5 protein-coding genes are annotated in these 2,747 nt (G+C 64.7%); 4 read left to right on the forward strand and 1 reads right to left on the reverse strand.

What is annotated here, in order from left to right; all coding sequences use genetic code 11:
* The first annotated feature begins 356 nt into the window (after positions 1-356).
* From AC0L2X_RS32255 to AC0L2X_RS32265, 3 genes are all read left to right on the forward strand, one after another.
* The gene (locus tag AC0L2X_RS32255) at positions 357-764 is read left to right on the forward strand and encodes a hypothetical protein (RefSeq protein WP_473559941.1); all 408 of its coding nucleotides are present in this window, start codon (positions 357-359) and stop codon (positions 762-764) included.
* Between the two features lie 3 nt (positions 765-767).
* Positions 768-1,166, forward strand: a complete 399-nt coding sequence (locus tag AC0L2X_RS32260) for a hypothetical protein (RefSeq protein ID WP_352490971.1) — start codon at positions 768-770, stop codon at positions 1,164-1,166.
* 250 nt (positions 1,167-1,416) lie between these two features.
* Entirely contained in the window at positions 1,417-1,716 is a 300-nt protein-coding gene (locus AC0L2X_RS32265; protein ID WP_473559940.1) for a hypothetical protein, read from the forward strand.
* Between the two features lie 14 nt (positions 1,717-1,730).
* Here the strand turns inward: AC0L2X_RS32265 and AC0L2X_RS32270 are convergent, their stop codons facing one another.
* Positions 1,731-2,006: a hypothetical protein gene (locus AC0L2X_RS32270; RefSeq protein ID WP_473601188.1), complete on the reverse strand. Its 276-nt coding sequence runs from the start codon at positions 2,004-2,006 to the stop codon at positions 1,731-1,733.
* A 189-nt stretch (positions 2,007-2,195) separates the two neighbouring features.
* Between AC0L2X_RS32270 and AC0L2X_RS32275 the strand changes: the two genes are divergently transcribed.
* Positions 2,196-2,492, forward strand: a complete 297-nt coding sequence (locus AC0L2X_RS32275; RefSeq protein WP_473559936.1) for a hypothetical protein — start codon at positions 2,196-2,198, stop codon at positions 2,490-2,492.
* Positions 2,493-2,747: the final 255 nt, after the last annotated feature.

Below are 2,747 nucleotides of genomic sequence, written 5' to 3' on the forward strand. Positions count from 1 at the left end.
CGAACCGCCCTGTACGGACCCGTACGCAGGGTGGTGTGGGAGGGGAGGAACTGCGAAGCTCCCCCCTATCCCGATTCAGGCTCCTTTTCGATCGAATGATGTGCGTGCTGCCGGCTGTAAGTCGGCGGGACAGCGCCCCCCTCTGTCCTGCCGGACATCTCCCCCACGAGTGGGGAGATCGGCAGCTTGGGCGACAGCACTTTTTTGCATCCTACAAAATTGGCGAAAGCGGTGATGACAGCCAATCTCCCTCCTTGTGGGGAGATGTCCGGCAGGACAGAGGGGGGCGCGACGGAACGCGACCCCGACGATCCTCAGATTAACGCGCCCCGTGCGCCCACTTCAGAGAAGCCCCCATGTCCAACCGTTACGCCACCATCATCACCGACGATGACGGCCGAGAGGTCGTCAGTGCCATCGGCGAGTTCGCCGGCGCCGCACCCTATGCCCGCCACGGCCGCTTCGAGCAGGTCGCAGCCGGCGTGCGGATCGGCATGATGCGTGGCGGTACCGTTGATGCGGTCGGCGGCTTCGGCTTCCCGTCGGGAGCACCCGACAGCAAGGCGGCGGCATTTCTCAGGGCAAGGCTGAATGCCTTGCCCGACGCCGGTGCGATGAAGCCCGGCACGACCACTGATGCGAAACCGGCAAGCCAGCTGCGGAAGCCGAAGTCGGCACGCGTCGGCAAGAAGGCCAAGCCGCGCAAGCGCATCGTGCGGCCGGCCAACAAAAAGCCGGCGATCTCCGCCGGGAAGGCGGAGTAGGGCATGGCCAAGGCTCCCTCCACCGGCGATCCGCAGCAGCACGATCAGGCACCCGGCAAGCGAACCAGGCGGGCGAAGAAGACGCTGGCCGACGGTTTCCTCGAAGCGATCCGCGCCGATTTTCGCGCCCATGGCGCCGGCGTCATCGCCGAGGTGCGCGCCGAAAAGCCCGACCAGTACCTGAAGCTCGTGCTGTCGGTGCTGCCCAAGGATCTGAGTGTCAACATCAACAATCTGGATGCATTGAGCGATGACGAAATCAGGCAGCGCATCCGCGGCCTCGAGGCCGTCCTTCGGCCGTTTCTCGAAAGGCCGGGCGCCGCAAAAGGCCTCGCACAGCCGGGCGGCAAGGAAGGAATATCTCAGCCTGCTGGCGGAGCTGGACCGGAGGCGCCGCACTAACCAGCTTGCCGCCTATCGGCCTTATCGGACATCGTCTTCGAAATGATCGTGCGCCGGTTCGGGCCGGTGAAGGAGGAGTAAGCCGCCCGACGAAATAGTGACGTTCAGGTGGAGCCCGCCGCGCCGAAAGGTGCGGCGGGCTTTTTGCATTTTCTTTCGCATTCTGTACGATCTTTCCTTCGCGCGAGAGCGGCTCGATCCGGCGTTTGCCAGATCAAGATGCGCGTTAGGCTTCACGGGAGGTGGTTTCATGCTTGCCAGAGTCCTGACAAAAGCGGCAGTCCTGACAGCCGGGGCGCTTCTGTTTGCCGCGACGGCCGACGCCCGGCCGGACAGCCGCGCGATGACATGCGAACAGACACAGCTTCTGATCCAGAGGCATCGCTCGGTGGTGCTCACCACCGGCCAGAACACCTACGACCGTTACGTCCGCCAATTCGGCAATGAATGCGACTGGCCGCAGGTGCCGCGCGCCGCGTATATCCAGACGCGTGACGGCCAATGTCTGGTCTATCGCTGCCAGGAGCCGGTCTTCGACCTCCCGAATTGAAAGCAGGCGGCGGCTCATTCCTCGTCGAAAGAACCACCCTCGCTTGCAAGGTCGCGCGAAATGACGCGTTCGTCGGCATCGTCCGGCAAGGCCTCGTCGCTTTCCTGATAAGCGTTATCGTCATCTTCCTCCGGCAGTTCGCCGTCTTTCTCGACGTCATAGCGAATATCGCCGTTTTGCGGCACGCCGCCAGGGAGGATTCTCCCGCTCCGGATGGCATCCCAGTCCTGTTGCTGGATCGTCGGGCTCTCGGTCTCGTCGTCGGTTCGTTCTTTCCTGCGCGGTTCCATCGCCGGTTCTCCATAATGTCAGCGGCCCTGAATTGGCTCAGTGGTTGAACTCATAAGTCTGGCGGCCGGTTCCCGGGGCCACTGCGGTCCGGGCGCATTGCCGCACGACGGAACCAATCGCGCCTGCCTGCCTTCACATTCAGAAGATCTTGGCACATTCAGAAGATCTTGGCGCGAAAGGAGCTTGACATGAGACCGCTCATTTTCTTGCCGTACATGCTAGGTGCGCTGGTGCTGGCGGTGCCGGCGGCCGCGCAGCCGGGCGAACAGGCGCAATCCGACCGCTGCAAAGTCGAGCCGCCGGACAAGAATAGCCACCAGCAGAAGCCGGCCGGCAACAATTTGTCCGATACGCTCGAGCCATGCGGTGGGGTGCTGAAGCCGCCGCCAACGGGCGATCAGGGCATGGCGGCGCCACCGCCGGATGAGGGGAAGACCCCGGTGATCAAGCCCGGCGAGGTGCCGCCACAGCCGCCAAAGCAGTAGCAGCGAATGGCGGCAATTTCGCGCCGCTTGAGCCGGCAGGTTTGTTGCAGTCGCCTAGGAACATTAGCTTGTCCTAAATGTTGTTTTAGACGCAGTCGATATCACCCCCTCCGGTATCGCTGCTGATCGGGAAACCGATCGGGGGGGGGGGGGGGGGGGGGGGGGGCCCCCCCGGGGCGGGGGGGGGGGGGGGGGGGGGGGGGGGGGGGGGGGGGGGGGGGGGGGGGGGGGGGGGGGGCGGGGGGGGGGCGGGGG

This window comes from Mesorhizobium sp. WSM4828, from assembly GCF_055811175.1.